The sequence below is a fragment of the Enterobacter vonholyi genome (assembly GCF_008364555.1).
GTDB lineage: Bacteria > Pseudomonadota > Gammaproteobacteria > Enterobacterales > Enterobacteriaceae > Enterobacter > Enterobacter vonholyi.
The window spans coordinates 19,219-41,814 of the sequence record NZ_VTUC01000006.1 but is presented as its reverse complement, the minus strand read 5'-3'; the positions used below and the strand labels follow the sequence as shown (position 1 = coordinate 41,814).

At 56.2% G+C, this 22,596-nt stretch carries 22 protein-coding genes; 7 read left to right on the top strand and 15 right to left on the bottom strand.

Annotated elements, in window-relative coordinates:
- The first annotated feature begins 68 nt into the window (after positions 1 to 68).
- Entirely contained in the window at positions 69 to 659 is a 591-nt protein-coding gene (locus tag F0319_RS08905) for a metal-dependent hydrolase (protein WP_014883483.1), read from the top strand.
- A gap of 127 nt (positions 660 to 786) precedes the next feature.
- Positions 787 to 2,178 (top strand): cystine/sulfocysteine:cation symporter, encoded by a 1,392-nt coding sequence (gene tcyP / locus F0319_RS08900; protein WP_008500667.1) that lies wholly within the window; start codon positions 787 to 789, stop codon positions 2,176 to 2,178.
- A 50-nt stretch (positions 2,179 to 2,228) separates the two neighbouring features.
- Here the strand turns inward: tcyP and cedA are convergent, their stop codons facing one another.
- Positions 2,229 to 2,483 (bottom strand): cell division activator CedA, encoded by a 255-nt coding sequence (cedA, locus tag F0319_RS08895; RefSeq protein WP_072032690.1) that lies wholly within the window; start codon positions 2,481 to 2,483, stop codon positions 2,229 to 2,231.
- A gap of 188 nt (positions 2,484 to 2,671) precedes the next feature.
- Between cedA and katE the strand changes: the two genes are divergently transcribed.
- A complete protein-coding gene (gene katE / locus F0319_RS08890; protein ID WP_149366717.1) occupies positions 2,672 to 4,921 on the top strand; it encodes a catalase HPII in 2,250 nt (749 codons plus the stop codon).
- Between the two features lie 87 nt (positions 4,922 to 5,008).
- Here the strand turns inward: katE and chbG are convergent, their stop codons facing one another.
- From chbG to osmE, 7 genes are all read right to left on the bottom strand, one after another.
- The gene (gene chbG / locus F0319_RS08885) at positions 5,009 to 5,758 is read right to left on the bottom strand and encodes a chitin disaccharide deacetylase (protein WP_149366716.1); all 750 of its coding nucleotides are present in this window, start codon (positions 5,756 to 5,758) and stop codon (positions 5,009 to 5,011) included.
- Positions 5,736 to 7,124 carry a 6-phospho-beta-glucosidase gene (locus tag F0319_RS08880; protein ID WP_149366715.1) on the bottom strand — a complete coding sequence of 463 codons (1,389 nt, stop codon included), beginning with the start codon at positions 7,122 to 7,124 and terminating at the stop codon, positions 5,736 to 5,738. The genes chbG and F0319_RS08880 overlap by 23 nt, the downstream gene beginning before the upstream one ends.
- Before the next feature lie 109 nt (positions 7,125 to 7,233).
- Positions 7,234 to 8,052 carry a transcriptional regulator ChbR gene (chbR, locus tag F0319_RS08875; RefSeq protein WP_029740446.1) on the bottom strand — a complete coding sequence of 273 codons (819 nt, stop codon included), beginning with the start codon at positions 8,050 to 8,052 and terminating at the stop codon, positions 7,234 to 7,236.
- Between the two features lie 29 nt (positions 8,053 to 8,081).
- A complete protein-coding gene (chbA, locus tag F0319_RS08870; protein ID WP_149366714.1) occupies positions 8,082 to 8,429 on the bottom strand; it encodes a PTS N,N'-diacetylchitobiose transporter subunit IIA in 348 nt (115 codons plus the stop codon).
- A gap of 47 nt (positions 8,430 to 8,476) precedes the next feature.
- Positions 8,477 to 9,835: a PTS N,N'-diacetylchitobiose transporter subunit IIC gene (chbC, locus tag F0319_RS08865; RefSeq protein WP_032657878.1), complete on the bottom strand. Its 1,359-nt coding sequence runs from the start codon at positions 9,833 to 9,835 to the stop codon at positions 8,477 to 8,479.
- A 79-nt stretch (positions 9,836 to 9,914) separates the two neighbouring features.
- Positions 9,915 to 10,232 carry a PTS N,N'-diacetylchitobiose transporter subunit IIB gene (chbB, locus tag F0319_RS08860; protein ID WP_008500676.1) on the bottom strand — a complete coding sequence of 106 codons (318 nt, stop codon included), beginning with the start codon at positions 10,230 to 10,232 and terminating at the stop codon, positions 9,915 to 9,917.
- A gap of 281 nt (positions 10,233 to 10,513) precedes the next feature.
- Positions 10,514 to 10,858 (bottom strand): osmotically-inducible lipoprotein OsmE, encoded by a 345-nt coding sequence (gene osmE, locus F0319_RS08855; protein WP_010430142.1) that lies wholly within the window; start codon positions 10,856 to 10,858, stop codon positions 10,514 to 10,516.
- 232 nt (positions 10,859 to 11,090) lie between these two features.
- Between osmE and nadE the strand changes: the two genes are divergently transcribed.
- Both nadE and cho read left to right on the top strand, forming a co-directional pair.
- Positions 11,091 to 11,915 (top strand): ammonia-dependent NAD(+) synthetase, encoded by an 825-nt coding sequence (gene nadE / locus F0319_RS08850; protein ID WP_149366713.1) that lies wholly within the window; start codon positions 11,091 to 11,093, stop codon positions 11,913 to 11,915.
- A 180-nt stretch (positions 11,916 to 12,095) separates the two neighbouring features.
- Positions 12,096 to 12,974 (top strand): excinuclease Cho, encoded by an 879-nt coding sequence (gene cho, locus F0319_RS08845; RefSeq protein WP_149366712.1) that lies wholly within the window; start codon positions 12,096 to 12,098, stop codon positions 12,972 to 12,974.
- On the opposite strand, the gene ves is transcribed toward cho, so the two are convergent.
- The 7 genes from ves to astC form a co-directional block, all read right to left on the bottom strand.
- Positions 12,952 to 13,509 (bottom strand): environmental stress-induced protein Ves, encoded by a 558-nt coding sequence (gene ves / locus F0319_RS08840; protein WP_133294206.1) that lies wholly within the window; start codon positions 13,507 to 13,509, stop codon positions 12,952 to 12,954. The two genes, cho and ves, sit on opposite strands and share 23 nt — an antisense overlap.
- A gap of 297 nt (positions 13,510 to 13,806) precedes the next feature.
- Positions 13,807 to 14,301 (bottom strand): ATP-independent periplasmic protein-refolding chaperone Spy, encoded by a 495-nt coding sequence (gene spy / locus F0319_RS08835; RefSeq protein ID WP_047651943.1) that lies wholly within the window; start codon positions 14,299 to 14,301, stop codon positions 13,807 to 13,809.
- A gap of 338 nt (positions 14,302 to 14,639) precedes the next feature.
- A complete protein-coding gene (gene astE, locus F0319_RS08830) occupies positions 14,640 to 15,605 on the bottom strand; it encodes a succinylglutamate desuccinylase (protein ID WP_149366711.1) in 966 nt (321 codons plus the stop codon).
- A 10-nt stretch (positions 15,606 to 15,615) separates the two neighbouring features.
- Positions 15,616 to 16,941 (bottom strand): N-succinylarginine dihydrolase, encoded by a 1,326-nt coding sequence (gene astB, locus F0319_RS08825; protein WP_149366710.1) that lies wholly within the window; start codon positions 16,939 to 16,941, stop codon positions 15,616 to 15,618.
- Positions 16,928 to 18,415, bottom strand: a complete 1,488-nt coding sequence (gene astD, locus F0319_RS08820) for a succinylglutamate-semialdehyde dehydrogenase (protein ID WP_149366709.1) — start codon at positions 18,413 to 18,415, stop codon at positions 16,928 to 16,930. The genes astB and astD overlap by 14 nt, the downstream gene beginning before the upstream one ends.
- Complete coding sequence (astA, locus tag F0319_RS08815; RefSeq protein WP_111965597.1) at positions 18,412 to 19,446, bottom strand: arginine N-succinyltransferase; 1,035 nt, start codon at positions 19,444 to 19,446, stop codon at positions 18,412 to 18,414. Before astA ends, astD begins: the two co-directional genes overlap by 4 nt.
- Entirely contained in the window at positions 19,443 to 20,663 is a 1,221-nt protein-coding gene (astC, locus tag F0319_RS08810; protein WP_149366708.1) for a succinylornithine/acetylornithine transaminase, read from the bottom strand. Before astC ends, astA begins: the two co-directional genes overlap by 4 nt.
- 433 nt (positions 20,664 to 21,096) lie before the next feature.
- Between astC and xthA the strand changes: the two genes are divergently transcribed.
- Positions 21,097 to 21,903 carry an exodeoxyribonuclease III gene (gene xthA, locus F0319_RS08805; RefSeq protein ID WP_149366707.1) on the top strand — a complete coding sequence of 269 codons (807 nt, stop codon included), beginning with the start codon at positions 21,097 to 21,099 and terminating at the stop codon, positions 21,901 to 21,903.
- Positions 21,904 to 21,909: 6 nt separating this feature from the next.
- On the top strand, positions 21,910 to 22,593 hold the full coding sequence (locus F0319_RS08800; RefSeq protein WP_149366706.1) for a TVP38/TMEM64 family protein: 684 nt from the start codon (positions 21,910 to 21,912) through the stop codon (positions 22,591 to 22,593).
- The last annotated feature ends 3 nt before the right edge of the window (positions 22,594 to 22,596 follow it).

Sequence of the window (22,596 nt, the reverse complement as noted above, 5' to 3'; positions counted from 1 at the left end):
CGTCACCTCTTCCGCCTACTGTATAAAAACCCTATACTGTATGAATTGACAGTTTTGTGGGTTTTATCATGACGGCGGAAGGCCACCTGCTTTTTTCAATCGCGTGCGCGGTATTTGCCAAAAACGCTGAGCTCACCCCCGTGCTGGCACAGGGGGACTGGTGGCATATTGTTCCTTCCGCCGTATTGACCTGTCTGCTGCCCGACATCGACCACCCCAAGTCCTTCCTCGGACAGCGCCTGAAGTGGGTATCTAAACCCATCGCCCGCGCGTTCGGCCACCGGGGGTTTACGCACAGCCTGCTGGCCGTGTTTGGCCTGCTGACGCTTTTCTATTTAAAAGTGCCCGAAAGCTGGATAGTCCCCGCTGATGCCATTCAGGGGATGGTGCTGGGCTATTTAAGCCATATCCTTGCCGATATGCTCACGCCTGCGGGCGTGCCGCTACTTTGGCCCTGCCGCTGGCGTTTCCGTTTTCCCATCCTGGCGCCGCAAAAAGGTAACCAGCTTGAGCGGGTATTGTGCATGGCGCTGTTTGCTTACGCCGTCTGGATGCCGCAAACGTTGCCCGAAAACAGTGCAGTCCGCTGGTCATCCCAGATGATTAATTCGCTGCAATTTCAGTTCAATCGCTTTATTCATCACCAGATTGAACAGTAAACCAACAAAATTATCCCATTTGTCATAACCCATTCCATTTGGATATAAGCGCTACATCACACTTCTGCTAACCTTCCGCCAACAGGATCGGTATAAACCGACCCGATAATAAATCAGGAGAACGGGGATGAATTTTCCACTCATCGCGAACGTCGTTGTGTTCGTTGTATTGCTATTGCTTCTCGCGCAGGCGCGCCACAAACAGTGGAGCCTGGCGAAAAAGGTGCTGGTTGGTCTGGCCATGGGTGTCGTATTTGGTCTGGCATTACAGGCAATTTATGGCTCCGATAATCCAGTTCTTAAAGATTCCATTCAGTGGTTCAACATCGTCGGTAACGGCTATGTCCAGCTGCTGCAGATGATCGTTATGCCGCTGGTGTTCGCCTCTATTCTGAGCGCCGTTGCCCGCCTGCATAACGCGACCCAGTTGGGAAAAATCAGTTTCCTGACCATCGGCACGCTGCTGTTCACCACGCTGATTGCCGCGCTGGTGGGTGTGCTGGTCACTAACCTGTTTGGCCTGACCGCAGAAGGTCTGGTTCAGGGTACCGCTGAAACGGCGCGTCTGACCGCGATTCAGACCAACTACGTTGGAAAAGTGGCTGACCTGACCGTGCCGCAGATGGTGCTCTCCTTCATTCCGAAGAACCCGTTTGCAGACCTGACCGGTGCGAGCCCAACCTCGATCATCAGCGTGGTTATTTTCGCCGCGTTCCTGGGCGTAGCGGCGCTGAAGCTGCTGAAAGACGACGCGCCAAAAGGCGAACGCGTGCTGACCGCGATTGACACCCTGCAAAGCTGGGTGATGAAGCTGGTTCGTCTGGTCATGCAGCTCACCCCCTACGGCGTGCTGGCGCTGATGACCAAAGTGGTTGCCGGCTCTAACCTGCAGGACATCATTAAGCTGGGCAGCTTCGTTGTCGCCTCTTATCTGGGCCTGGGCATTATGTTCGTGGTGCACGGCATCCTGCTGGGCGTGAACGGCGTCAGCCCGCTGAAGTACTTCCGTAAAGTCTGGCCGGTACTGACCTTTGCCTTCACCAGCCGCTCCAGCGCCGCGTCTATCCCGCTGAACGTGGAAGCGCAGACCCGTCGTCTGGGCGTGCCTGAATCCATCGCCAGCTTCTCTGCCTCCTTTGGTGCTACCATTGGTCAGAACGGATGTGCGGGTCTTTACCCGGCGATGCTGGCGGTGATGGTTGCTCCTACAGTCGGCATCAACCCACTTGATCCGGTCTGGATCGCCACGCTGGTCGGGATTGTTACCGTAAGCTCCGCAGGCGTTGCGGGTGTTGGCGGTGGCGCAACCTTCGCCGCGCTGATTGTGCTGCCTGCGCTGGGTCTGCCCGTGACGCTGGTCGCCCTGCTGATCTCCGTTGAACCGTTGATCGACATGGGTCGTACCGCGCTGAACGTGAGCGGCTCCATGACCGCCGGCACGCTGACCAGCCAGTGGCTGAAGCAGACAGACAAGGCGATTCTGGAAAGTGAAGACGACGCCGAGCTGGCGCACCGTTAATCGCCGTCTGAAATAAAAAAACCGCCTGATGGCGGTTTTTTTTATGGCTGCTATTCCTCAACCTCTTCATCCTGGCGGATCTGCATCGCCCACCGCTGCGCTGACTCTGGCACCGTAAAGGTGGGTGAGCGACGGAAATGTTCGCCGATCAGCACAAAGGCCACGTATTTCCCCCGCAGCAGCCAGACATCGCGAAAACCCTCCACTTTCAGGGCATGGTCAGGCGGCGCGGGCTCAACGCGGGGCACATAGCTAATAACCTGGCGGTTTTGTTGACGAAGAGGTTTCATAAGCGACTGGTTCACTAAAGCAAATTCTTGAAGCAGGAAAACTCTATGATAGCCGATCCTGCTGCCTTCCGTCGCGCTCCGAGTGGGTGAGAGGGCTCCTTTCGTTAATCACGTCATGTGAAAACTCTTAGTTAGCGAACCATGTCGCGACATTGTTCTATCCTTAATAGGGTTTTTAGCAATGGATAAAGGAGAAGCGTGCAATGTCGAACAAAGATAAAACACATCAATCACCGATTCATGGCACTGAAGAATCTCAACCGGGTATGGACTCTCTCGCCCCTGCTGACGGCTCTCACCGCCCCTCGCCTGGCCCTTCCGCGCCGGGAGAACAGCCTACCGCACCGGGAAGCATGAAATCGCCGGATACGGGAAACGAGAAGCTGAAATCTCTTGAGCCACACCGTAAAGGCGGCGAAGGTTTTGCGCTCACCACCAATCAGGGCGTACGCATTGCTGACGATCAGAACTCCCTTCGCGCAGGCGCGCGCGGGCCTACCCTGCTGGAAGACTTTATCCTGCGGGAAAAAATTACCCACTTCGACCACGAGCGGATACCGGAACGTATTGTCCACGCGCGCGGTTCCGCTGCGCACGGCTACTTCCAGCCCTATAAGAGTCTGAAAGCGATCACTAAAGCGGATTTCCTCTCCGACCCGGATAAAATCACCCCGGTGTTTGTGCGTTTCTCCACCGTGCAGGGCGGTGCGGGGTCGGCAGATACCGTCCGGGATATCCGCGGCTTTGCCACCAAGTTTTATACCGAAGAGGGGATTTTCGATCTGGTCGGCAACAACACCCCGGTGTTCTTCATTCAGGATGCGCATAAATTTCCTGACTTTGTCCATGCGGTAAAACCGGAGCCCCACTGGGCCATACCGCAGGGACAAAGCGCGCACGACACCTTCTGGGACTATGTCTCCCTGCAGCCTGAAACCTTACACAACGTGATGTGGGCGATGTCAGACCGAGGCATCCCCCGCAGCTACCGCACTATGGAAGGGTTTGGCATCCACACCTTCCGGATGATCAACGCCGAGGGGAAAGCCACGTTTGTCCGTTTCCACTGGAAGCCGGTGGCGGGTAAAGCCTCGCTGGTATGGGACGAGGCGCAGAAGCTGACCGGGCGCGATCCAGACTTCCATCGCCGCGAGCTGTGGGAGTCCATTGAAGCGGGCGACTTCCCGGAGTACGAGCTGGGTCTGCAGCTCATTCCGGAAGAGGACGAATTTAAGTTCGATTTCGATCTTCTGGACCCGACGAAGCTGATCCCTGAAGAGCTGGTACCGGTGCAGCTGGTAGGTAAAATGGTGCTCAACCGCAACCCGGATAACTTCTTTGCCGAAAACGAGCAGGCCGCGTTCCACCCGGGGCATATCGTGCCGGGACTGGACTTCACCAACGATCCGCTTTTGCAGGGTCGTTTGTTCTCGTACACCGATACGCAGATCAGCCGTCTTGGCGGGCCGAACTTCCACGAAATTCCGATTAACCGCCCAACATGCCCGTACCACAACTTCCAGCGCGACGGTATGCACCGTCAGGATATTGATACCAATCCGGCTAACTATGAGCCGAACTCCATCAACGATAACTGGCCGCGTGAAACCCCTCCCGGGCCGAAACGCGGTGGCTTCGAATCCTACCAGGAGCGTATCGATGGCAACAAAATTCGCGAGCGTAGCCCCTCGTTCGGCGAATATTACGCCCACCCTCGCCTGTTCTGGAACAGCCAGACGCCGATTGAGCAACAGCACATCATCGGCGGCTTCAGCTTTGAGCTGAGCAAAGTGGTGCGCACCTACATCCGCGAGCGGGTAGTCGATCAGCTGGCGCATATTGATATTCAGCTAGCCCAGAGCGTTGCGGATAACCTGGGCATTACGCTGACCGACGAGCAGCGCAATCTTGCCCCGCCGAAAGAGGTTAACGGGGTGAAGAAAGATCCGTCTCTGAGCCTGTATGCGGTGCCGGGCGGCTCGATTAAAGGCCGCGTGGTCGCCGTTCTGCTGAACGACAAAACCCGCGCCAGCGACGTGCTGGGAATTATGCAGGCGCTTAAAACCCAGGGCGTGCATGCCAAACTGCTCTATTCCCGCATGGGTGAAGTGACGGCCGACGATGGTTCTGTGCTGCCGGTCGCGGCGACCTTTGCCGGTGCGCCATCGCTGACCGTCGATGCGGTAATTGTGCCGGGCGGGGATATTGCCAGCCTGCTGACCAATGGCGACGCCGTCTATTATCTGCTGGAAGCCTATAAGCACCTGAAGCCGATCGCGCTGTCCGGCGACGCGCGACAGTTTAAGGCGCAGCTGAAGGTAGCCGATCAGGGTGAGGACGGCATTGTCGAGGGAGATAACGTTGACGATGCCTTTATGACGAAGCTGTTTGATTTGCTCGCCGCGCACCGAGTCTGGTCGCGAAGCAGCAAGATTGACCAGATACCGGCGTAAAAAAGCCGGGTGGCGCTTGCGCTTACCCGGCCTACATTCGATTGGTTTTGTAGGCCCGGTAAGGCAAAGCCGCCACCGGGCTTTATTTCAAAGATCCCCGAACGTCCCCAAACGATACCCTCGCTCGGCAATCGCGTATTTCAACAACGGCGACGTCAGGACATCCAGCTCCGCCAAGCGCGGCCAGCAGTAGGCGCTTTTATGCACGGTGTTATCGACAAAGGCAGGATGCGCCATGACCTCCAGCGACCGTTCCCCTCGCGCGGCGGAATCATCCAGCACCGTCAGGAACAGCGCGTCGCTGATCTCTTCTCCGTAAAATGCGCTGCTGAATCCCTCAGTGGTGGTGACAGCGCAGTCCGGCAATCCGCGCACCTCCCGATCCACGCGCATCGCGACGCCGTTGCGCTTTGCGAAATCAGCGACAATCGGGAAAATCGCCGGGATCATATGCACGTGGTGATGGCTATCGATGTGCGTCGGCGCCCTACCAAACACATCAACAAAGCGGTTGAACTGACTCTCCAGCTCGCGGGCAATCTCTTCGAGCGGCAGAGCACCCTGCTCCGCCAGTTCCCAAATCCATTTGCCCAGCTGGCCGTCGCGCGTCAGGCCCGGCATTGGAGAAAGCGGCATCCCGAGCGTCAGTACAAAATGCATGCCGACGCCCAGCTCAGGCACCTCGCGGCTCAGCTGCGCCGCGTGTTCAACCGCCTCACCATTAACCAGCGCCGTGGTAGAGGTCACCACACCCCGGCGACAGGCTTCAATAATGCCGTAGTTCTGGCCTTTCGAGAGGCCAAAATCATCAGCATTAACGATCAGCAGGTTTTCCATTGTGCGTCCTCTTTTGCTGTTTGAACTTCAGCTTCTCGATCGTAGCGGCAAAGTTTGGCAACCATTTCTCATGCGCCAGGATCATCTCGCTGGCCAGCTGCTCCGCGTCGCGGTCGGAATGCACCAGCGGGCTAAGGTTCAACGCCAGCAGCACGTCATTGAGTTCGCCGCTTAGCGCCGCATTGCTTGCCGCCACTTCAAAGCCTTTGATGGTATGAATCAGGCCCATGACCTTGTCATCGAAGCGGGTGATACGGGGATGCGGTTTAGCACCCTCGCGCCCCAGGATGCAGGTCATCTCAACCGCCCAGTCAGCCGGAATATTGTCGATATGTCCATGATGCGGCACATTCACATAGTGCTCCGCCTGCTTGTCGTTGTAGATGGCGTTGATCACTTCGCACGCCGCATCGGAGTAGTAGGCCCCGCCGCGCTGCTCCAGCTCTTTCGGTTTGACGTTCAGGTTCGGATCTTTATACAAATCGAACAGCTGCTTCTCGACCTTCTGAACGATCTGCGCACGCGCGCCGCCCTTATAGTACTCGCCCATTTCGATGGCCAGCATCTCTTTCTGCTTGAAGTAGTAAAGCAAATACGAGCAAGGCAGCAGATTCAGCGAGCGGATCAACCCTTCGCTAAACGGCAGGTCAAAGATGTTTTTCACCGATGCCGCCGTCAGGCGACCGGAAGCCACGCCGTCCAGCAGTTCGGCAAACCGTGATTTACCGTTCACGATAACGTCTTTAATGAACACCATGTGGTTCAGGCCGAACAAATCGATGGAGAGGTCGTCGCTGTCGGTCAGCTCCAGCACGTCGCGGATGAACATCTTCATGCCGATCGGAATATTACAGACGCCGATAAAACGTTTGAAGTTCGTATGCCGATAGACCGCCTCGGTCACCATCCCGGCCGGGTTGGTGAAGTTAATCACCCACGCGTTCGGGCAGATCTCCTGCACGTCATTGACGATGTCGAAAATGACCGGGATGGTACGCAGGCCTTTAAAAAGGCCGCCCGCGCCGTTGGTCTCCTGCCCGAGATAGCCGTGGCTCAGGGGAATACGTTCGTCCAGCTCACGCGCTTTCAGCTGGCCGACGCGCAGCTGGGTAGTCACGAAATCCGCATCTTTCAGCGCCAGACGACGGTCCAGGGTTTTATGCACGGCCAGAGGCACGCCGGCTTTTTCCACCATGCGCTTGCACAGGTCGAAAATAATATTCAGTTTTTCCTGACCTTCCTCAACGTCCACCAGCCATAATTCGCTGACCGGTAATTCATGATAACGTTTCAGAAAGCCTTCCAGTAATTCCGGGGTATAGCTGCTGCCGCCACCAATGGTTACGACTTTTAATTTCTTCTGCATAATATCTCCCTTAGCGTATCAGGTTAATCGCCTGCAAGGTATAGCGTGCTCTTCCCGCTATTTGGGCAAGCCATTAAAGCAATATTCGTGGCGGGTAATCCGCCGACAGTTAATTAATTACCGTTAAATTTTTCCGGTAACTGTTCGGTGTGAATGACGTCAATTTCTTAAAGGTTTTAATAAACAGGCTGGGGCTGCTGTATCCTGACTCGTATGCAATATCGGTGACAGAATAGTTGGTAATTTCCAGCTGTTTTTTAGCAAAATTAATGCGGATTTCATTAATAATTTGCACGGGCGTTTTACGATAATAGCGCTGCGTCGCGCGGGTCAGATATTCCTGGGATTTCCCCGACAGGGAGACCATATTTTCCAGCGCATTTTCGCTGAACTGGCCTTTATCGTGCATCAGCTCAACGGTGCTGCGCAGCCACTGTGGAATATCATCCGTTACCTGCTGCTCTTCCCGATGGTGGCGCAGCCGGTTCATCACGTAGAAGGTCACCGTTTCAATAAACTCATCAAATTCATTGTCGCGGAAGTTAAGCGAGGCGATAACCGTTTCAATCCAGGTCATGAACTCGTTTTTGACCCGATAGACCTGAGAGGCCACAAAGCAGAACGGTACCAGCGGCAGATAGTGCTTCTCGAAGAATCGTCTGCTGACGCCCACGTTCAGAATACGGGTGGCACCAAATTCGTAAAAGCTCTGGTGATAAGACCCCATCGGCAGGAAGACAAAATCCCCTCGTTCAAGCAGGACACGCTTACCGTTGATCTCCTGGTAGTAGCGACCGGTCAGAACAATCGTGAACTCGTAGTAGTCATGCTGGTGCAGACCGCTGGCGCTCTCCGTTTTGTTGTAGATAACCACGTGAAAATTTTTGCCGTTAAACAGCTGCTGTTCAAGCGCGGTTTTGATTTCCATCGTGCTGACCTCCTGCTACTCAGTCTGACTTACTGCATCTTTTCGTGAAGCTCAATGAGCTCCGACACCAGCTCACGCGCCAGCATCGAGGTCATCAGGTGATCCTGCGCGTGAACCAGCACCAGGCTGACCTTCATCTTTCCTTCGCCCTGATCGCTTTCAATCAGCTTTGTTTGCACCAGATGCGCTTCGTTAAGCGCCGTGCGGGACTGTTCCATCATGGTTTTTGCCGCGGCGAAATCCCCCTGCTTGGCCTGCTTCAGTGCGCCATAGGCCAGGCTGCGGGCCTGCCCGGAGTTGATGATAAGCCCCATCACCACTTCTTCGAGATCGTTCTCAACGGCTTCGTCTGCGACAATACTATCCAAATCTAACATGTTTAAGCTCCTTGTGGCTGGCGCGGGTTTCCCCGCGCCGGTCAATCTTAGAATTTCAGTGAGAGGGCAATATCCTCTTCGCTCTCTTCTTCATCAATGATGGTGGCGGCTTTGTTCGCAATCGCCACGAACGGCATGTACAGCAGGGTGGCAACCCCGAGGTTGAATATCGCCAGCAGGAAGGCCGCGACGCTGCCGTTGGTGTTGAAGAAGGCGCCCAGACCCGCCGGCATGGTCCACGGCGCAATGTTGGTGACCGGTGGAATGATGCCCATGTAATACGCCGTCAGGGTGATAGCGGCCAGCAGCGGCTGAATCAGGATGAACGGAATGAACATTACCGGGTTCATGATGATTGGCAGACCGAACAGAATCGGTTCGTTAATCTGGAAGATGCCTGATGGCAGCGCCAGCTTCGCGACCTGACGGTAGTCAGCACGGCGAGAGACAATAAAGACCGCGATGATCAGACCCAAGGTCGCCCCGGTACCGCCCAGGAAGATATAGGAGTCAAGCATCGGCTTCGCCCACACATGGAAGGTTTTACCCGCTGCCAGCGCCGCGTCAACGGAGCCGTACTGTTGGTAAAGCGCAACGTTTTCCAGTGCCCATGGGGTCATAATTCCGCTGTCCAGCGCGGCCAGTGCCAGTGAACCATGCACGCCAAAGAACCACAGCAGAGAGGTGAAAATCACATACGCCCAACCGACCACGCCACCCATCGACGCCAGCGGCGTAGAGATAGAGTCCATGATGATCTGGTGGAAGTTTGTGCCCCAGTGGGAGAGCGCCCAGGCGATAATCCCCATGATGGAGAGAATAATGAAGCCCGGAATCAACGCGGAAAATGAACGAGAAACAGAAGCCGGTACGCTATCCGGCAGGCGGATAACCCAGTTGCGGCGGATAATAAAGGTGAACATCTCTGCCACCACCAGGCCGATAACAATACCGGAGATGATGTTGGCCCCGCCCAGCCAGTTGGCGCCAACGGCATAGGCTTCACCCACGCTGTATGGCGTTACGGTCATAAAGGCGGCGACGGATAATAACCCGGCGGCCAGCGGATCCACCTTACGCTCTTCTGCCAGTGCCATCCCAATAAAGAAAGGCGCCATCAGCGACATAATCCCCAACGTACCGTTATAGACGTTGCCGCCGATGGCTTTAAAACCATTAAGGGTTTCAATAGTAGAAGCGTCTAACCGAATTCCTAATGAATAAAAGAAGGAACCTTCACCAAAGCTCAGAAAAACGTTGTTAATTAAAACGAACATGGCCCCGGCCAGCGTCAACGGCATTAATTTAATAAAGCCGTTTTTGATGGCATTAACGTGAGGCTGCTTTCCTATTTTAACAGCAAAAGGAAGGAGTACCTTTTCAAGTGAAGCGATGACTTTACTCATAGGAAAATACCCTTAAATGCCGTAACGCATGTTACGGCGTATTGTGTGTGAAATAACTCTTTGACGGGAAAAATAAAAATTAATTAGCAGCTTTTTTAATGGCTGCCACAGCAGCTTTAAGAACACCTAAACCATCAATTTTGCCGTACAGCCCCGAGTCGATCACTTCGACCGGTTTATTCGGTAACAGTCGTTGAATTTCGGGCAACATATAGGCGATTTGCGGTCCCAGTAAAACGACATCGGCTGTCTGACCTTTTTCGCCCGCCAGCGTCTCGGGGAACGCTTCAATCACCACAGGGACTTCATACTTTTCAGCCTGCGCACGCATTTTTGAAACCAGAAGCGAGGTTGACATGCCCGCTGAGCAGAACAGGTAGATATGTTTCTTTTCCATCGTGATTTCCCTCTTGTATGACTACCTGCCATCGCGCTATCACTCGACTCGCTGTCCCAGCAGACAGGTAGCTTGCGTACTGTTGTTTATCGTTGGAGTGAGTATACGCAATGGTACAGACAGGGGATAATTCTGGATAGACTCAAATTGTCTCTCATTGACCTGGCTTGTTGACTCCCTTCACATTTCGGGCAAATAATTCGCGCAAAGAAATAAGATTTTCTGATGCATAAAAAAACCGGCCCCCAGGGCCGGTTTTTTACATCCTCAGGCAAGCAGGGTTACTGCGCCTTAGGTGCCTGCGGATCGGTATCGTATTCAGCACAGGTCTGATAGCCGGAGTTAATCACATGGCCGGTATCATCCAGGGCGACAAAGTAGGTTTCTGCCTTACCATCACGTTGACCCAGGATATAGGTCTGGCAGGTCCCTTTCGCATGAATCATGGTCACTTCAGAAGAAGGTTTACCGGCAATCGCAGCCACCTGCGAACGGGTCATCCCTTTTTTAACGTCTTTTACTACGGGCTGCGTAAACTGATCCTTAGTGCGATCGTAAGCCGTACACCCTGCCAGCATAGTCAGTACCGCCGCTGCGCTAAGAATTCCTGCTACGTTCTTGTTCATATTCCGTCCTCTTGTTTATCAGCGTGTTATCTAAGCATGGGATAAAAAGTACTATTGTTCAACTTTGTGAGTTACGCCAGACGAATTTCGGAAAATTCTAATAAAACAACGATAAGCTGCTAAATCGGCGCAAATTAGCGCACTCGAAACTGTGATCCTTGTCGTTTCTCGTCCAAAGGGTTAGTTTTAACAGTTAACACATTCTGTTTATGTACTGCATATGGAGGGCGTGATGGCTCTGCAACAAGAGATTATTCAGGCACTGGGCGCGAAGCCTACGGTAGATGCACATGAAGAGATCCGCCGCAGCGTGGATTTTTTAAAATCGTACTTAAAAAAGAACGCTTTCCTGAAATCCCTGGTGCTGGGCATCAGCGGCGGCCAGGATTCTACCCTGACCGGTAAACTCTGCCAGATGGCAATTTCAGAGCTTCGCGAAGAGACGGGCGATGAGACGCTGCAGTTTATCGCTGTGCGCCTTCCTTACGGCGTACAGGCGGACGAGCAGGATTGCCAGGATGCCATTGCCTTCATTCAGCCTGACCGCGTGCTCACCGTGAATATTAAGGGCTCGGTGCTGGCAAGCGAGCAGGCGCTTCGCGAAGCGGGCATTGAGCTGAGCGATTTTGTTCGCGGCAACGAGAAAGCCCGCGAACGTATGAAAGCACAGTACAGCATCGCAGGGATGACCAAAGGCGTCGTGGTCGGCACCGACCATGCGGCAGAAGCGATCACCGGTTTCTTCACCAAATACGGCGACGGCGGCACCGACATTAACCCTATCTTCCGTCTCAACAAGCGTCAGGGTAAGCAGCTGCTTGCCGCGCTGGGCTGTCCTGAGCATTTGTATAAGAAAGCGCCGACAGCCGATCTGGAGGACGATCGCCCTTCCCTGCCGGATGAAGCAGCACTTGGCGTCACCTATGACAACATTGATGATTATCTGGAAGGCAAAAAGCTGGATGAACGTACCGCGAAAATCATCGAAGGCTGGTATCTGAAAACCGAGCACAAGCGCCACACGCCCATTACGGTGTTTGACGACTTCTGGAAATAAACGCAAAACGGTAACCCGGGTTACCGTTTTTTGTGTTTGCGCCCTCTCCCGTGGGAGAGGGTTGGGGTGAGGGCATCAGGCCGCGCGTCCTGGCCGGGTAAGGCGTCGCCGCCACCCGGCTCTTTTTTAACCACCACACTCCTGCTACACTGTATACCTGAACAGTATATGGAGCAGTATGTGAGCAGGCGTCAATCCGCCCCGCGTCTTGAGTTTGAAGCGGCGGCTATCTACGAATATCCCGAGCACCTTCGCCCCTGGCTTGAAGCATTGCCTAAACAACCGGGCGTGTACATCTTTCACGGTGAAAGCGACACGCTGCCGCTCTACATCGGCAAGAGCGTTAACATTCGCAGTCGGGTGTTATCCCATCTGCGTACCCCGGACGAGGCCGCCATGCTGCGCCAGTCGCGACGCATTACCTGGTTCCAGACGGCCGGAGAAATGGGCGCGCTGTTGCTGGAAGCGCGTTTGATTAAAGAGCAGCAGCCGCTGTTCAACAAGCGCCTGCGCCGCAACCGTCAGCTCTGCTCCCTGCAGATCAACGATGGCAAGCCGCAGGTCGTCTACGCGCGCGACGTCGATTTCTCACATGCCCCCAATCTCTATGGGCTGTTCGCCAATAAACGAGCCGCGCTCCAGGCGCTGCAGACGCTGGCGGACGAGCTGCAGCTTTGCTACAGCCTTTTAGGTCTGGAGGCAACCACCCGCGGACGCGCCTGTTTCCGATCCGCGCTGAAGCGCTGCGCCGGTGCCTGCTGTGGGAAAGAGAGCATTGAGGCGCACCACGCCCGGCTCCTCTCCGGTCTGGCGGCCATCAGCGTGAACTGCTGGCCCTGGGAAAGCGCCGTTGCGCTAAAAGAAGTGGGTGAGGCGATGACCCAGTATCACATCGTCAACAACTGGCTCTGGCTGGGCGCTGTCGACGACATCAACGACGCGGCAACCCTGCTGCGCACGCCCGCCGGATTTGACCACGATGGCTATAAAATTCTCTGTAAGCCGGTATTAGCCGGTAAATTTGAGATCATTGTGCTCAATGACCTGGCAGCCACGTGATTTCGCTGAACAATAAGGTGCCCTGAGCCTCCAGCAGACGCAGCGTATGGGTACCCTCCTCCCAGCTGGCGCCCTGATCGGCCGTCAGCAATTTATCACCCAGCTGCCACGCCCCGGTTAACACAAATACCACGCCCCCGCGTGAGCCAAAGGTGGTAAAGGTACGGTCAGCCACGCGCACCTTCGCCCGGCAGCAGTCGCGCCGGGTCATGATGTTGAAGTCCATCGCCATCCGCCCATCGGACAGCAGCGCTTTCACCGGCAGATCGCCGGCAAAGCTGTAGGGCTGATGGTGCTTGAGGGTATGGAAGAATGCCTGACCGGCATCCAGCGTCACCTCCCCTCCTTCCAGTAACGTGATCACCCGGTCGACGCCGGGAAACGAGGAAAATTCGCCGTTGCTGGCAATAGTCGCGATACTGGCACGCCATTGAAAATCCCGCGTCGCGGGAGGGAAACAACAAATTTCACGCGTTTCACCCGCACCATTTCGCCAGAGGCTGACCGGCATCTTACGGATATCAAAGAACTCCATCACCACTCCTGAATGGCACAACCCGTGCCAGGGCAAGGATATTGCTATCGTTGCTGTCTTGTTTGTTATCGTTGGGTATTCACAGAAACAGTATCGGCAGCAGAGCGGGCAGGCCTTAGCGGAACGTTAATAAAAATTCTAACGCCATGACTCTACAAACATTCTCTGATGCGACTACAGGAGCATACCGCGCTGGCGGCGGCAGACAAGAGGGCAGGAAAGAAAAACCGCCGGTCCTGTCCACAGCGATTGCGCTTTTGTGGACAGGATCCCGGCGGTCTTAAGAGAGTGAACCGATTATTCGGTTGGTGCTGGCATTTTACCTTCCATCGCCGGACGTTCTGTCAGACGCTTCTCAAAATTCGCATTAAATTGTTTTTTCTGTTCCGGGGTCAGAATGTTGTAGATCTTGTTCTGGGTTTCCATGTGAGCCAGCATGCGGGCTTTGTGCTGCTCGGCCATTTTGTCGATCTGCGCTTCGGCTTTCGCCTTATCGAAGCTGTCGCTGGCGATGATGTCATGCATCGCGCGACGCTCTTCAAGCGGTGGACGTTTCATCTGGTCGCGTTCGCCTTTTCTGATATCGCGGATCTGCTGCTTCTGCGCATCCGTCAGGTTGAGATCCTTGAACATCATCATCTCGTTGTGCATACCCGGACCTTTATGATGCATCATCATTTTGCCTTCAGCAGGCGCGGCAGGTGCAGTGGTCGCAGTATCTGCGGCGAACGCCATGCTGGTAGCGCCCAGAGCCAGGGTAGAAGCAACAAACAGTGCAGTAAACTTACGCATAATTTATTTCCTTTCTTTCAGTTATTCTTCGGCGCTATGCCGTGTTGACGAGATTAACTTTACGGGGTTTATCGTCAATTAGTCAGAGCAACGGTAAAACAATGAAAGTGTAAAAAACAAATTTTCGCCAAATGTGGAGGAAATAAGGATAAAGCGTGGAGAGTTGCAACGAAAAATATTTAATACGATGATTTAAAAGCGATTTAGAAGAAGTATAACGGAGTGAAGATGAATAATAAAGCAATTCACCAGGAATATTCTGCAAAACACGCACAGGCGCTTTAATTGTTAAGAAAAGGTATTTTACTTCCCCTCCCGGATGAAGAGAGGGGAAAGGTTCAGGATATTTTTTCCAGCATCAGTCCGGCACGCAGGCCAAACGCCACGCTCGGGTTAGGGAATAAAACATACTCGGTGGTTTTCTGCACCTCGTAACGCTCCTCGCCATCCTCGGCCAGCAGCGCCCCTTTGCGAAACGGCGTGAAGTTTAGAGTATGCGCGGCCATATGGAGCAGGAAGGCGTCGCTGCGCCGCGTGATCTGCTGTACGACCCGATACCGCTCGACGGGCAGATGCGTATGCTCGGGACTCGTTCCGCCCAGCAGCGCCCGAAGGGCGAGATGCGTTGGCGCAAAGCGGGTGAGATCGTTTTGCCCAAACGGCAGCGCTTTCCCCAGCTCCAGCGTACAGGACAACGCCCCAAAGTGCTCACAGGTGAAGTGCGTAAAGGTTCCGCCCGGCGACTGGTGAAACACCAGCGCCTCCAGCCCGGCGTCTCCCAGCCAGCTCAGGAAATCTTCCTCCCACGGCTGATTGCGCTGCGGCAGAACGCCGAAGCGAACGTGGTAGGACGCGCGAATTGCCGTATGCAGATCCAGATGCCAGCGCACGGGTCCCGCAGCGGCAAAAAACGTGGTCACGATGTTCTCCAGCCACTGTGCCCGCGCCGTTTCGTCACTCTGCGGAAACTGCGACCAGCGCCCGCCGAACATGCGGTTAATGTCGCTCACCAGATACCGTTTATTTTGCGCCAGCGCAGCGGGATTGCCGAGCACCACCAGCACGCGGCACGTCAGGGCAATTTCATTGCGATACAGCGCGCGCAGCAGCAGATCGACAATCTCAACGGGCGCCGTTTCATTCCCGTGGATACCCGTTGAAAGCAGCAGCGAGAGATCGCTTTTTGCTGTCGGCGTCAGCTCAAGCACCCCGCGGCCCAGCCACCGCCAGCGAAATGAGGGGCCCTCCCCCTCTTTCTGTTCCGGTGTCTCATCGGCCAGGGTCAGCGCCAGTAAATTTTCCATATCCACTCCTTCAGCGCTGGAACGGGTAAACCGATCCCAGCTGCAGGATTGCCGATAACGCGTCCAGCGCCTCGCGTCCTTCACGCAGAAGCTGCGGGTCAACCAGATCCGCCTGCGTTAACCGATCGCGATAGTAGCGATCGACCCAGTCATTCAGCCGCGTAAAGAGCATATCGTTCATCATGACCGCCGGATTCACCGCCTGCATTTCGTCCTGGGTCAAGACCACGCGCAGACGTAAACAGGCGGGACCACCGCCGTTGGCCATGCTTTCGCGCAGGTCAAACACGCGCAGTTCGGAAATGGGGTTATCGGCCTTCACCAGCTCGGTCAGGTAGCGCCATACGCCCTGATGATCCCGGGACTCCTGCGGCAGGACCAGCATCATGCTGCCGTCATCGCGGCTGAGCAGCTGGCTATTGAACAGATACGTTTCTACCGCATCCTGCACGCTCACCGCCTCCGTTGGCACCTGGATTGGCGTGAAGCCACGCACGCGCTCATGCAGCGTGGCGAGCAGTTTCTCCTGATGGGCAAACGCCTGCTCGTGGCAGAACAGCACCTGGCGGTTAGAAACGGCAATCACGTCGTTATGGAACACGCCCTGGTCGATCACATGCGGGTTCTGCTGGGCAAAAACCACCTGGGAAGGATTCACCTGGTTCAGGCGGGCAACCGCCTGGCTGGCCGCCAGCGTCTGACGAGCAGGGTAACGAGTTGGCGCGGCGTGGCCCCCCTCTTCTCGCCCGTAGATAAACAGCTGAAGGCCCGGGTCACCATAATCGCCCCCCAGGCGGTTATGGTTGGCCGCACCTTCGTCGCCAAACATCGCCACCTGCGGCAGGGCCTGATGCACCGCAAAATGGGCGTCCTGGTTGAAAATGGCGCGCAGCACGCGCTCGGTAGTTTCCGCTTCGGTGGCGCGGTGAAACTTGTTATTCAGGTTCGCCACCGTCAGGTGGACTTTGCCATCCAGCGTATCGGCTGAAGGCGCGACGGTTGCCGCGTTGGCGACCCACATCGAAGAGGCCGAGCTTGCCGCCGAGAGCAGGTGCGGCGTCTGCGTACCCGCTTTTTCAACCACCTGCTCATCGGTGCCGCTAAAGCCGAGCTGACGCAGCACCGCCACGTTCGGACGCTCCTGCGGCGGGATCACCGCCTGCGGGAAACCGGCATCCGCCAGCGCTTTCATCTTCAGCAGCCCCTGTTTTGCCGCCAGCTTCGGGTTGGAAACCTGAAAGCGGTGCTTCGTCGAGGCTTCATTACCAAAAGAGAGACCGGCGTAGTGGTGCGTCAGCCCCACCAGCCCGTCAAAGTTGACTTCACGCGCTTTCATGGCGATCCCCTCCGGTAAAGTCCAGCCCCGGATTAAGCGTCTCCGGCAGCGTCAGCGCCGGGGTTTCCAGGCTCGCCATCGGCCATGCACAATAATCGGCGGCATACCACGCGCTGGCGCGATGGTTACCCGACGCGCCCACGCCGCCGAACGGCGCGGTGCTCGCGGCCCCGGTCAGCGGTTTATTCCAGTTCACGATCCCGGCGCGCGCTTCCAGTAGCAGCCGATCAAACTTCTCGCGATGCGGCGAAATCAGCCCGCTCGACAGGCCGTAGCGGGTGTCATTGGCCATCGCAATCGCCGCATCAAAATCGTCGTAACGCCAGACGCACAGCAGCGGACCAAAGACCTCTTCATCCGGAACGTTGCTCGCGCCGCTCATCTCTACGATGCCCGGCGTCAGCAGCGAGGTTCCCGGCTGAACCGGCTTCGGCTCCAGCAGGGTTTTCGCGCCGCGCGCGACGTGGTCCTGCCAGGCCTTAAGCACGTTCAGCGCGGCCTGTTCGGAAATCAGCCCGCCGATAAACGGCTGCGGATCGGCATCCCACGCGGCTGGGACCAGGCGCGCGCTTACCTCTACCAGACGTTTCAGGAAAGCATCACCCTGCGCGCCTCTTTTCACCAGCAGACGGCGGGCACAGGTGCAGCGCTGTCCTGCGGTTATAAAGGCGGACTGAATCGTCAGGTGCACCGCGGCGTCGATATCGTCAGGGTCTTCCACAATCAGCGGGTTGTTGCCGCCCATCTCCAGCGCCAGGATTTTCTCCGGCTGCCCCGCCAGCTGGCGGTGCAGCTGATAGCCCGTCCCGGCGCTGCCGGTAAACAGCAGGCCGTCGATATCGCTCAGCGCGCTCAGCGCCTGACCGGTTTCCCGTCCGCCCTGCACCAGGTTCAGCACGCCCGGCGGCAGGCCTGCCTGTTCCCACAGCTTAACCACCGCTTCGCCGGTTAGTGGCGTGAGCTCGCTCGGTTTGAAGATGACGGTATTGCCCGCCAGCAGCGCGGGCACAATGTGCCCATTCGGCAGATGCCCCGGGAAGTTGTACGGGCCAAACACCGCCAGCACGCCGTGCGGACGGTGGCGCAGCGTGGCCGCGCCGTCCGGCATCTCGGTGTGCTGTTCGCCGGTGCGGGTGTGGTACGCCTTCACCGAAATGGCGATTTTGTTGATCATCGCCGTCACTTCGGTTGTCGCTTCCCAGCGCGGTTTACTGGTTTCAGACGCGATGATGCGCGTCAGTTCGGCCTTGTTTGCCTCCAGCAGCCCGGCAAACTTTTCAACAATTTCCTGGCGCACGGCGAAAGGCTGTTTTGCCCACGCCGGAAACGCGCGGCGGGCGGCATGGCAGGCTTGTTCCACCTGCGCGGCGCTGGCGTCGTTCCCCTTCCAGAGCACCTCTTTTCCTACCGGATTGGTCTTTACGCGCTGTTCGCCTTCGCCCGTGACCCAGTCACCGTTAATCCATAATGTCATGCTGTTTTCTCCTCAGGGCAGAGACGCACCAGGCGAACCTTATCGCCGGCGTTACATTTCAGGGCATCCAGTTCTGCAGCCGTCAGCACCAGACGTTCACATTTCGGGTTGGTCCGCACCAGCATCGCACGGAAGTTGGCATAATTTTCGTTCGCCACCAGGCATGCCGGCCAGTCACCCGGCGCGGGCTGGCCTTCAGAGACCTCAACCAGACGGCTTTTACGGATCGCGCGCACGCGGTCGATATCGCACTCAAGCGTAGGCCCACCGTCAAAAATGTCGACATAGTTGCGGTAGCGGAAGCCTTCTTTCTCCAGCACCGCGCGGGCGGGTGCGGTTTGCGGGTGCACTTCGCCGATCACCGCCTGTGCTTCCGGGCTGAGGAAATGGGTATAGATAGGATGCTTCGGCATCAGTTCGGCAATAAAGGCTTTCTGGCCGGTGCCGCAGAGATAGTCCGCCCGGCTGAACTCCATCGAGAAGAAGCGCTCGCCCAGGCTCTCCCAGAACGGCGAGTAGCCGGTGTCGTCGATTACGCCGCGCATCTCCGCAACCACTTTTTCGTTAAAGCGATCGCGGAAGGCGGCCATAAACATAAAGCGCGACTTGGAGAGCAGATAACCGTTGCCCTCTTTTCGCCACGCCGGATCGAGGAACAGCGTGCAAAGCTCGCTGGCGCCCGTGTGGTCATTGCAGAGAAACAGCGTGGGCAGCGCGTTATAGACGTTAAGCTCTTTCGAGGCGTGAACCATGGTGCCGACGCGGTAGTTGTACCACGGGTCGTTAAGCCCGACGGCCACCTCAATGGCGCAGATCCCGGCCACGGTCCCCGTGTCGGTGTCTTCCAGCACGAACACATACCCCTGTTCGCTTTTTGGCAACGTCCCCTGCCAGGTTTGAAGGGCACGCTCAATGCGCGCCGACAGCGTATTTTCATCGGCAGGAAGCGAGGTCAGCCCGCCTCCCGTCTTACCGGCAAGCTGCATGAGCCCGGCGAGGTCGCCGCGCTCAACGGGACGGATGACCATCATGATGACACCCCGGATTTCACCTTTTCACACGCCAGCGCAAAGCGGTCCAGACCGGTTTGCACCTCTTCCTCGCTGACGATCAGCGCGGGAGCAAAACGCACTACGTTGGCACCGGCAATCAGCACCATCACGCCCACTTTTGCCGCTTCCTGTGAAATAAGTTTAGCTTTCCCGGCAAACTCAGCTGTGAGCTCGCAGCCGATTAACAGCCCCAGGCCGCGGATCTCTTTAAACAGCCCCGTTGTGCCGTTGATGGCATTCAGGCGCTCAACAAACCAGTCGTGGCGCTGCTTAACGCCCTTCAGCACCTCAGGGGTGTTAATGATGTCGAGCACCTGTCCGGCGACGGCGGTGGCCAGCGGGTTGCCGCCGTAGGTGGTGCCGTGGGTGCCGACGGTCATCACGCTGGCGAATTTATCGGTGGTCAGCGTCGCGCCAATCGGGAAGCCGCCGCCCAGCGCTTTGGCGGTCGAAAGCACGTCCGGCGTGACGCCGTAGTGCATATAGGCATACAGCTCGCCGGTGCGGCCCACGCCGGTCTGCACTTCGTCGAAAATCAGCACCGCGTTATGACGATCGCACAGCTCGCGCAGCCCCTGCAGGAATTCCTTTTTCGCCGGAAGCACGCCGCCCTCACCCTGCATCGGCTCGACGATCACCGCGCAGGTGGTGTCGTTAATCAGCTCGCTGGCGGACTGCAGATCGTTATAAATACCGTGACGGATATCCGGCGGCAGCGGGGCGAAATCCTGCGAGTAGGAAGGCTGACCGCCCGCGCTGACGGTAAAGAGCGTGCGCCCGTGGAAGGCATTTTTAAACGCCACGATACCGCTCTTGTGGGTTCCAAATTTATCGTGCGCATATTTGCGCGCCAGCTTCAGCGCCGCTTCGTTGGCTTCCGCCCCCGAGTTACAGAAAAAGACTTTTTCGGCAAACGTCGCGTCGATCAGTTTTTTGGCCAGGCGCAGCGCGGGCTCGTTGGTAAAGCCGTTGCCGGTATGCCAGAACTTCGCCGCCTGATCATTGAGCGCCTGACGCAGCGCCGGGTGCGCATGACCCAGCGCGTTCACCGCAATCCCACCGGCAAAGTCGATATACTCTTTACCCTGCTGATCCCACAGGCGCGAGCCTTCCCCACGAACCGGAATAAAAGCCGCCGGAGCGTAAACCGGCATCATCCATTCATCGAAATTTTCACGCGTAATTGACAGAGACATAGCGACCTCATCCGGTAAATAAAAGGTTATTTGAATGTTAAATAATTGAGTGTTTGCACTGTGAATGTAGATTGCAGCCTTCGTGCCAGCCAGCGATAAAATTGCATAAACGGGTTGAGGTAACACAATATCAATAAGTTACAACATGTAGTTATTCATCTTTAGTGCATAAAAAGTGAATATTTTTACGACAAGCGGCGCTTTGCCGCATGAAAATCAGAAAGAGTATGCACAGGCCAAATATAATTCTGGAATTGTGATCGCTCGCGAAATTTATCGGTCATTTACGCCCTGTTTGAGGGCGAGGCGCGTCAAAATGGTGCAAATATTGCACCACCGGCAATATCTGTTGCAGTTATTGGTCGAAGCCGGTAACAGTTGACGCAAATTCTGCTACCATCCTTGCACTATTCACCTTGCACTGGCAGCGACTATGAAATTTGTCTCTTTTAATATCAACGGCCTGCGTGCCCGCCCTCATCAGCTTGAAGCTATCGTTGAGCAACATCAGCCAGATGTGATCGGCCTGCAGGAGACAAAGGTTCACGACGACATGTTCCCCCTCGAAGAGGTGGCGAAACTCGGCTACAACGTCTTTTATCACGGCCAGAAAGGTCACTATGGCGTCGCGCTGCTGACCAAAGCGCCGCCGGTTTCCGTGCGTCGCGGCTTCCCGGGCGACGGTGAAGAAGCACAGCGTCGCATTATCATGGCGGAAGTGCCTTCCGCGCTCGGAAATATCACGGTCATTAACGGCTATTTCCCGCAGGGTGAGAGCCGTGACCATGAAACAAAATTCCCGGCAAAAGCCAAGTTTTATCAGGATCTGCAGGACTACCTGACCACCGAACTCAAAAAAGAGAATCCGGTGCTGATCATGGGCGATATGAATATTAGCCCGACGGATCTGGATATCGGTATCGGCGAAGAGAACCGCAAACGCTGGCTGCGCACCGGCAAATGCTCCTTCCTGCCGGAAGAGCGTGAGTGGATGGAGCGCCTGCTGGGCTGGGGCCTGGTGGATACCTTCCGCAATGCCAACCCGGAAACGCAGGATCGCTTCTCCTGGTTTGACTACCGCTCTAAAGGCTTTGACGACAACCGCGGCCTGCGTATCGATCTTCTGCTCGCCAGTACACCGCTGGCCGAGCGCTGCATCGAAACCGGGATCGACTACGACATCCGCAGCATGGAAAAACCGTCTGACCACGCGCCGGTGTGGGCTGAATTCAAGCTGTAATGACGCGTGAACATTCGAAAAACACTCTTCCTGTGCGCCCTTCTGGGCGCATTTATTCTGACGTTTGTCATGCTTTCCCCGGGAACCCTCTCCCTGGAAGGGATTAAAACCCACCAGCAGGCACTCCTCTCCCATGTTGACCACGCGCCGCTGCGCAGCGCGCTGACCTTTTTTGCGATCTATGTCGCGGTCTCCGCCCTCTCGATTCCCGGCGCGGCGATCCTTACCCTGCTGGGCGGGGCGTTGTTTAGCCTGTGGGAAGGCACCGTGCTGGTCTCGTTTGCCTCCACCCTCGGGGCGACGCTTGCGATGCTCGCAAGCCGTTATCTGCTGCGCGACTGGGTTCAGCAGCGGTTTGCTCAGCAGATGAAAACGGTAAACGCTGGCATGGCGCGCGACGGAGCGGGCTATCTTTTTGCCCTGCGCCTGATGCCGCTGTTCCCGTTTTTCCTGGTGAATTTGCTGATGGGGCTGACACGCATTGGCGTCTGCCGCTACTGGTGGGTCAGCCAGACAGCCATGCTGCCCGCCACGATTATCTTTCTGAACGCCGGGCGCGAGCTGGGGAAAGTGACCTCGCTGCGCGATATTTTGTCGCCTGGCATGGTATTCGCCTTTACACTACTGGGGTTATTACCGCTGGTCACCCGCCGGCTGTTTTCCCGTTTTCTCCCGTCTGCTAAAAAGTGAGGC

Bases quoted from the DNA above. Each gene is read 5' to 3' on its own strand.
- F0319_RS08905 (WP_014883483.1), top strand. From the start codon at position 69: ATGACGGCGGAAGGCCACCTGCTTTTTTCAATCGCGTGCGCGGTATTT.
- tcyP (WP_008500667.1), top strand. From the start codon at position 787: ATGAATTTTCCACTCATCGCGAACGTCGTTGTGTTCGTTGTATTGCTA.
- katE (WP_149366717.1), top strand. From the start codon at position 2,672: ATGTCGAACAAAGATAAAACACATCAATCACCGATTCATGGCACTGAA.
- chbG (WP_149366716.1), bottom strand. From the start codon at position 5,758: ATGGAAAACCTGCTGATCGTTAATGCTGATGATTTTGGCCTCTCGAAA.
- F0319_RS08880 (WP_149366715.1), bottom strand. From the start codon at position 7,124: ATGCAGAAGAAATTAAAAGTCGTAACCATTGGTGGCGGCAGCAGCTAT.
- chbR (WP_029740446.1), bottom strand. From the start codon at position 8,052: ATGGAAATCAAAACCGCGCTTGAACAGCAGCTGTTTAACGGCAAAAAT.
- chbA (WP_149366714.1), bottom strand. From the start codon at position 8,429: ATGTTAGATTTGGATAGTATTGTCGCAGACGAAGCCGTTGAGAACGAT.
- chbC (WP_032657878.1), bottom strand. From the start codon at position 9,835: ATGAGTAAAGTCATCGCTTCACTTGAAAAGGTACTCCTTCCTTTTGCT.
- chbB (WP_008500676.1), bottom strand. From the start codon at position 10,232: ATGGAAAAGAAACATATCTACCTGTTCTGCTCAGCGGGCATGTCAACC.
- osmE (WP_010430142.1), bottom strand. From the start codon at position 10,858: ATGAACAAGAACGTAGCAGGAATTCTTAGCGCAGCGGCGGTACTGACT.
- nadE (WP_149366713.1), top strand. From the start codon at position 11,091: ATGGCTCTGCAACAAGAGATTATTCAGGCACTGGGCGCGAAGCCTACG.
- ves (WP_133294206.1), bottom strand. From the start codon at position 13,509: ATGGAGTTCTTTGATATCCGTAAGATGCCGGTCAGCCTCTGGCGAAAT.
- spy (WP_047651943.1), bottom strand. From the start codon at position 14,301: ATGCGTAAGTTTACTGCACTGTTTGTTGCTTCTACCCTGGCTCTGGGC.
- astE (WP_149366711.1), bottom strand. From the start codon at position 15,605: ATGGAAAATTTACTGGCGCTGACCCTGGCCGATGAGACACCGGAACAG.
- astB (WP_149366710.1), bottom strand. From the start codon at position 16,941: ATGAAAGCGCGTGAAGTCAACTTTGACGGGCTGGTGGGGCTGACGCAC.
- astD (WP_149366709.1), bottom strand. From the start codon at position 18,415: ATGACATTATGGATTAACGGTGACTGGGTCACGGGCGAAGGCGAACAG.
- astA (WP_111965597.1), bottom strand. From the start codon at position 19,446: ATGATGGTCATCCGTCCCGTTGAGCGCGGCGACCTCGCCGGGCTCATG.
- astC (WP_149366708.1), bottom strand. From the start codon at position 20,663: ATGTCTCTGTCAATTACGCGTGAAAATTTCGATGAATGGATGATGCCG.
- xthA (WP_149366707.1), top strand. From the start codon at position 21,097: ATGAAATTTGTCTCTTTTAATATCAACGGCCTGCGTGCCCGCCCTCAT.